7 protein-coding genes are annotated in these 5952 nt (G+C 72.3%); 5 read left to right on the top strand and 2 right to left on the bottom strand.

The features are described 5' to 3' along the window. Positions 1–107: 107 nt before the first annotated feature. Positions 108–1106 carry an alpha/beta fold hydrolase gene (locus TR46_RS37290; protein ID WP_063770761.1) on the bottom strand — a complete coding sequence of 333 codons (999 nt, stop codon included), beginning with the start codon at positions 1104–1106 and terminating at the stop codon, positions 108–110. 123 nt (positions 1107–1229) lie between these two features. On the opposite strand from TR46_RS37290, the gene TR46_RS37285 reads away from it, so the two are divergent. The 4 genes from TR46_RS37285 (at position 1230) to TR46_RS37270 (ending at position 3245) form a co-directional block, all read left to right on the top strand. After that, entirely contained in the window at positions 1230–1418 is a 189-nt protein-coding gene (locus tag TR46_RS37285; protein WP_042411635.1) for a hypothetical protein, read from the top strand. Between the two features lie 210 nt (positions 1419–1628). Further along, positions 1629–2288 carry a TetR/AcrR family transcriptional regulator gene (locus TR46_RS37280; protein WP_042411633.1) on the top strand — a complete coding sequence of 220 codons (660 nt, stop codon included), beginning with the start codon at positions 1629–1631 and terminating at the stop codon, positions 2286–2288. A gap of 115 nt (positions 2289–2403) precedes the next feature. Beyond that, positions 2404–2631, top strand: a complete 228-nt coding sequence (locus TR46_RS37275) for a DUF3107 domain-containing protein (protein ID WP_042411629.1) — start codon at positions 2404–2406, stop codon at positions 2629–2631. 287 nt (positions 2632–2918) lie between these two features. Continuing rightward, positions 2919–3245, top strand: coding sequence for a hypothetical protein (locus TR46_RS37270; protein WP_042411625.1), 327 nt, complete (start codon positions 2919–2921; stop codon positions 3243–3245). Between the two features lie 79 nt (positions 3246–3324). On the opposite strand, the gene TR46_RS37265 is transcribed toward TR46_RS37270, so the two are convergent. After that, the gene (locus TR46_RS37265; RefSeq protein ID WP_042411621.1) at positions 3325–4074 is read right to left on the bottom strand and encodes a ferritin-like fold-containing protein; all 750 of its coding nucleotides are present in this window, start codon (positions 4072–4074) and stop codon (positions 3325–3327) included. 557 nt (positions 4075–4631) lie between these two features. On the opposite strand from TR46_RS37265, the gene TR46_RS37260 reads away from it, so the two are divergent. After that, positions 4632–5952 (top strand): DEAD/DEAH box helicase (locus TR46_RS37260; protein ID WP_042411618.1); only part of this gene is annotated, 1321 nt, incomplete at its 3' end.

Raw genomic sequence — 5952 nt, 5'->3', positions numbered from 1 at the left:
GCCCTGGGGTGCTGCAGCCGAACCGCCGTTGGCCAGTTGCACCTGCCCAGGGGCACGGGGAACCGCGCGCCCAGCCGCCTACGGTCCGCACCCGAAAACGGACAGCACTACCTCGGCGCCGCCACCTTCGCCGCCACCTTCGCCGCCGTCTCCACCAGCAGCTCCCGGAACTGGGCCGCGACCAGGTCCGGGTACTCCATCATCGCCACGTGCCCGGCCTCCGGCAGGACCAGCAGGCGCGAGTCCCGGAAGGCCAGCCCGGCCCGCCGGGCCATCCGGTAGGAGACCAGCTTGTCGCGCAGCCCGTACACCAGCAGCACCGGCACGGTGACCTGCTCGGCCTGCCGCCACAGCGCCTGCGGCCCCCGCTCGGTGTAGGCCCGCACGATCCCCCTCGCGGTCCTGGCCAGCACGTCCATCGAGTACGGCAGCGCCATCCTGCGCTGGTACTCGGCGACCATCTCCCGCCGCCGCTCGGCATCGATCAGCCCGGGGTCGCCGTAGCAGAGGTCCAGCAGCGCCTCGGTCTGCTGCTCCACCGGCTGACCCTTGGTGAGCTTGCCGAACACCGCCGGGACGCCCGGCATCGCCAGCAGCCCGGTCGGCAGCGCGGTGTGCTGCGGGGGCACCTCGGGCAGCGCCGGCGAGATCAGCGTCAGCGAGTGCACCAGGTCGGGGCGGAGCGCGGCCAGCCTGGTCACCACCGCGCCGCCGAGCGAATTGCCGAAGAGGTGCACCGGGCCGCGTCCGGACAGCTCCAGGTACTCGACCACGGCGCGCATATGGGCCGAGACCGACAGGTCGGCGTCGTCCGGCGGCGGCGACTGGCCGAACCCGGGCAGGTCGACGGCCTGGCCGTCGACGTCCCCGGCCAGCCGGTCCATCAGCAGCGACCAGTTCTGCGTCGATCCGCCCAGCCCGTGCACGAACACGGCGGGCGGCAGCCCCTCGCGCTCCGGCTCGACGCCGTCCACGTTCAGCACGCAACCGGGCACCGGCACCGGCGTGAGCGCCCGCAGGGCCCCACTCCCCCTGTCCACCTCGGCCGCGTCGGGAATCGCCACCTCGGGCACGACGGACTCTGACATCTCGCGCAGTCCACTCATGGCGTCGATGCTACGAGCCGGCACGGTCCAGGTCAGCAGAGGCCGTCCGACCGGTGTGCCGGGGCGCGGTCCGGGGCAGGCACTTCTAGGCTCGACACAGCACCTATCCCACCGGGAGCCAGCATGACCGAGCCCGTGAACCCCGAGCCCGTCGACCCCGACCTCACCGACGACGACTTCACCGACGACGACTCCGAAGCGGCCGAGGAGGGCCCGCGGGAGGAGGACGACCTCGGCCTGGAGGCCCCGGAAGCCGACGCTGCCGAGCAGCAGCGCACCGTCAGGATCGACGAGGACGAGTACCGGCAGTAATATGCCTGGAATTCACCAATAAATCCTGATCTGATCCGGACTGTGTTGTTGACTCCTCACAACCCAGGACCAAGAGTTTCTTTCGGCGACCTGCGGCGCAAAGGATTACCGACAAGTAGGATGGCGCTCTGGAACCACTATCCGCACGGCCTCGGCCGCGAACGGCCCCAGCCGCGCACCCGGAGCCCCACAACGTGAGTGAGGAGCGCCGTGACGGCCAGTCAGGACACGGACGAGCGCCCGCGCGCAGGCAAGACCAGCACCGGCCGCCTGCCGCGAAGCGCCCGACGGAACCAACTGCTCGGCGCCGCCGAGGAGGTGTTCGTCGCGCAGGGCTACCACGCCGCCGCGATGGACGACATCGCCGAGCGTGCCGGGGTCAGCAAGCCGGTGCTCTACCAGCACTTCCCCGGCAAGCTGGAGCTCTACCTCGCTCTGCTGGACAAGCACTGCGACGCCCTGGTCGAGGCGATCCGCGGGGCCCTGGAGGCCACCACGGACAACAAGCTCCGGGTGCTGGCCACCACCGAGGCCTACTTCGCCTATGTCGCGGCCGAGTCCGGCGCCTTCCGGCTGGTCTTCGAGTCGGACCTGACCAACGAGGCCGCCGTCCGCGAGCGGGTCGAGGCGGTCACCCGGGCGACGGCCACCCTGGTCAGCAAGGTGATCGCGGAGGACACCGACCTCCCCGAGGAGGAGGCCATGCTGCTCGCCGTCGGCGTCTGCGGCCTGTGCCAGATCACCGCCCGCTTCTGGCTGGCCCAGGGCCGGACGATCCCCAAGGACGAGGCCGTCCGCCTGGTCTCCAGCCTGTCCTGGCGCGGCCTCAAGGGCTTCCCCATGCACGGGGGCGACGGCGCCGCGCACTGAAAGCCCCCCGCTCGGTCTAAGGTTGGCCGCGTGCGGGACTCTTCGGTCCCGCACACCAGCGACACCAACGTGACACGAGACAACATGCGCCTTGAGGGGCCGGAGGGACGTAGCCGTGGAGGTCAAGATCGGCGTGCAGAACGCGGCTCGGGAGATCGTTCTCGAGAGTTCGCAGTCTGCTGATGATGTCGAGACCGCGGTCGCCGCGGCGCTCGACGGCAGCTCCAAGCTGCTGAAGCTCACGGACGAGCACGGCCGCAAGGTCCTGGTCCCCGCCGAGCGGCTCGCGTATGTCGAAATCGGCGAGCCGACCGCGCGCAAGGTCGGCTTCGGCGCGATCTGAGCCCGCAGACCCCGGTGCCCCGTCCCCGCCTCGGCGGGGGCGGGGCACCACTGCTGTCGCCCCCGCCCCCGCCCCCGCCGCGGCCCGGCTGAGGCCATAACCCGATCTTGTATTACCCGATCTTGGAACAAGACGCACCGCACGCCACCCTGGCGGGTGGATTCCAGCCAGGCTGGGATGCAGATCGCCACATTCCGCATGCCCTGAACGCTCCTTGGGTACGTCCTGAGTGTCCCGTTCACCCACCCGGACCGGACGCGGAACGCACACGCTGCGAGGAGGCGCCGATGCTGCTGCAACTGCTCGCGTTCGCCCTGGTCGGACTGGCCGTCGGGGGCGGAGCCGCGGTACTGCTGCCGCGGTACTTCCAGGTGCACCGGGCGGTCACCGTGCTGACCGGCCTGTGCTCGGCGCTGCTCATCGGCGTACTGGCCCGCGCGGTCGTCGGCGACGGCCACCTCGCCGTGACCGCGCCGCTCTCGGCCGTCGGCGCCTGCCTGCTGGTCTCGCTGCTGGCCCACCCGGACCGGAGCCGGAACGGGCACCGCCGCACCGACCACCGCTCCGAGCAGCGATCAGCCGCCGCGGTGCCGCCGCACCCGCACCACGCCTGAGCCCCCGCCCGGAGCACCCTGCCGTCCCGAGCTCCCAGCCGCCCGGAGCGCTGCCGGGAGCCCCTGCCGGGCAGGCCCCTCAGGAAGCCAGCCCCAGCGCCGCCATCCGGCGGGTGTGCGCCTCGGTGATCCGGTTGAACATCTTGCCGACCTCCACCAGGTCGAAGCCGCGCACCTCCACCCCACCGATCAGCAGGTTGGACAGCGCGTCGCGCTCCGCCACCACCCGCTGGGCCTGGCTCAGCGCCTCGCCCATCAGCCGCCGGCCCCACAGCGCCAGCCGCCCGCCGATCCTGGGGTCGGCCTCGATCGCGCCGCGCACCTTCCCCACCGCGAACTCCGCGTGCCCGGTGTCGGCCATCACCCGCAGCACCAGGTCCCGGGTGTCGTCGTCCAGCCGCACCGCGACCTCGCGGTAGAAGTCCGAGGCGATGGAGTCGCCGACATAGGCCTTGACCAGGCTCTCCGGCCAGTCGGCCGGGGCGGTCATCCGGTGGAAGGAGTCCAGCGGCTCGGCGAAGGGCTGCATCGCCGCGGTCGGGTCGGCCCCGACCTCGACCAGCCGGTCGTGCAGCTGCCGGTAGTGGTGGAACTCGGCCGCCGCCATCCCGGCCAGGGCCGCCTTGTCCTCCAGGGTCGGCGCCAGTTTGGCGTCCTCGGCCAGCCGCTCGAAGGCGCTCAGCTCGCCGTAGGCCAGCGCGCCGAGCAGGTCGAGCACCGCTGCCCGGTACTCCGGGTCCGCCGCGCAGCCGTCCCAGTCCCCGATGGAGGGGTACGACTCGCCGGTGTCGGAACCGCCGGCCGCTGCTGCTTCCTGAGGAGTCTCCATAACGGGAACCCTAGTGCTCCCGCGAGGGGGGTCCGGGCCCCGCCCGAAGGCTTTGTCGCCCGCGTCACATGTTCGATCTTTCGCTTGACGGTATGGTGGTAGTGAGGACTGGCGTATGCGCCGCGAGGCTCGCGCCCCGGTCCTCACGTATGCGGATGCCCGGTCGGTGGAACGATCGGCTCCGACCGACCCGCCCTTCCGATTCCGGTGACGGACCACGAAGGGCCCGCAGTGGCTGAGCGAGGGCCGCCGCAGACCGCACCCACGCGGTCCCGCGCCGGGCCTCCCACCATGGCCGACCCGCAGTGCCGCCCGTCCGTACGCGACCACGTGTCCGTGCGACATCAGACGGAGCCGGCGCGCGGCCCGGCCGCGAGGACGCCGGTTGCGGTACGCGCGCTCGTACGAGTCGTACGAGTGCCCGGCCGCCCCCCGCATCGGCCGCACACACCGGAAGAGGCATCGCCCTGACTACGTTCCGAGACCTCGGGCTCCTGCCCGAGACAGCAGAGGCCCTCGAGGCCGTCGGCATCATTGAAGCCTTCCCGATCCAGGAGATGACCCTCCCGGTCGCGCTCAGCGGCCACGACGTCATCGGACAGGCCAAGACCGGCACCGGGAAGACCCTGGGCTTCGGCCTCCCCATCATCGACCGGGTGCGCGTCCTCGCCGACGTCGACGCCGGCCGCAGCACCGCCGCCGAGCTGCCCAGCGCACCGCAGGCACTGGTGGTCGTGCCGACCCGCGAGCTGTGCACCCAGGTCACCAACGACCTGCAGACGGCCGGCAAGGTCCGCAACGTCCGCGTTCTGGCGATCTACGGCGGCCGGGCCTACGAGCCGCAGGTCGAGGCGCTGCAGAAGGGCGTCGACGTGGTCGTCGGCACCCCCGGCCGGCTGCTCGACCTGGCCCGCCAGCGCAAGCTGGACCTCTCCGCCGTGCGCTGCCTGGTGCTGGACGAGGCCGACGAGATGCTCGACCTGGGCTTCCTGCCCGACGTCGAGAAGATCATGACCATGCTCCCGGCCAAGCGGCAGACCATGCTGTTCTCGGCCACCATGCCGGGCCAGGTCATCAGCCTCGCCCGCCGCTACATGAGCCGGCCCACCCACATCCGCGCCGCCGCCCCGGACGACCACGGCGCCACCGTGGCCGCGGTCACCCAGCACGTCTTCCGGGCCCACTCGCTGGACAAGGTGGAGCTGGTCTCCCGGATCCTGCAGGCCGAGGGCCGCGGTCTGGCGATGATCTTCTGCCGGACCAAGCGCACCGCGGCCGACGTCGCCGACCAGCTGACCCAGCGCGGCTTCGCGGCCGGCGCGGTCCACGGCGACCTGGGCCAGGGAGCGCGCGAGCAGGCGCTGCGCGCCTTCCGCAACGGCAAGGTGGACGTCCTGGTCTGCACCGACGTGGCCGCTCGCGGCATCGACGTCGAGGGTGTGACCCATGTCATGAACTACCAGTGCCCCGAGGACGAGAAGACCTATCTGCACCGCATCGGCCGCACCGGCCGGGCCGGCGCCTCCGGCACCGCGGTGACCCTGGTCGACTGGGACGACATCCCCCGGTGGGCGCTGATCAACAAGGCGCTGAACCTGGGCCTGGCCGAGCCCGAGGAGACCTACTCCACCTCGCCGCACCTCTTCGAGCTGCTGCACATCGCCCCCGGCACCAAGGGCGTGCTGCCGCGCGCCGACCGCACCCGCGCGGGCCTGGGCGCCGAAGCGGTCGAGGACCTGGGCGAGCCCGGCGGCGGCCGCAAGTCCGCCGACCGCGGGGCCGCGGGGCGCGGCGGCCGCGACGGCTCGCGTGGCGACAGCCGCCGTCCCGCCGCGTCCGACGCCCCGGCCGAGGAGACGCGTCCGCGCCGCGAGCGTT

Source organism: Streptacidiphilus carbonis, from assembly GCF_000787775.1.
Taxonomy (GTDB): Bacteria; Actinomycetota; Actinomycetes; order Streptomycetales; family Streptomycetaceae; genus Streptacidiphilus; species Streptacidiphilus carbonis.
This window is presented reverse-complemented; position numbering and strand designations above follow the sequence as displayed.

Excerpts from the sequence above, each read along its gene's own strand:
- TR46_RS37265 (WP_042411621.1), bottom strand. The coding sequence starts at position 4,074 with ATGGAGACTCCTCAGGAAGCAGCAGCGGCCGGCGGTTCCGACACCGGC.
- TR46_RS37290 (WP_063770761.1), bottom strand. The coding sequence starts at position 1,106 with ATGAGTGGACTGCGCGAGATGTCAGAGTCCGTCGTGCCCGAGGTGGCG.
- TR46_RS37270 (WP_042411625.1), top strand. The coding sequence starts at position 2,919 with ATGCTGCTGCAACTGCTCGCGTTCGCCCTGGTCGGACTGGCCGTCGGG.
- TR46_RS37285 (WP_042411635.1), top strand. The coding sequence starts at position 1,230 with ATGACCGAGCCCGTGAACCCCGAGCCCGTCGACCCCGACCTCACCGAC.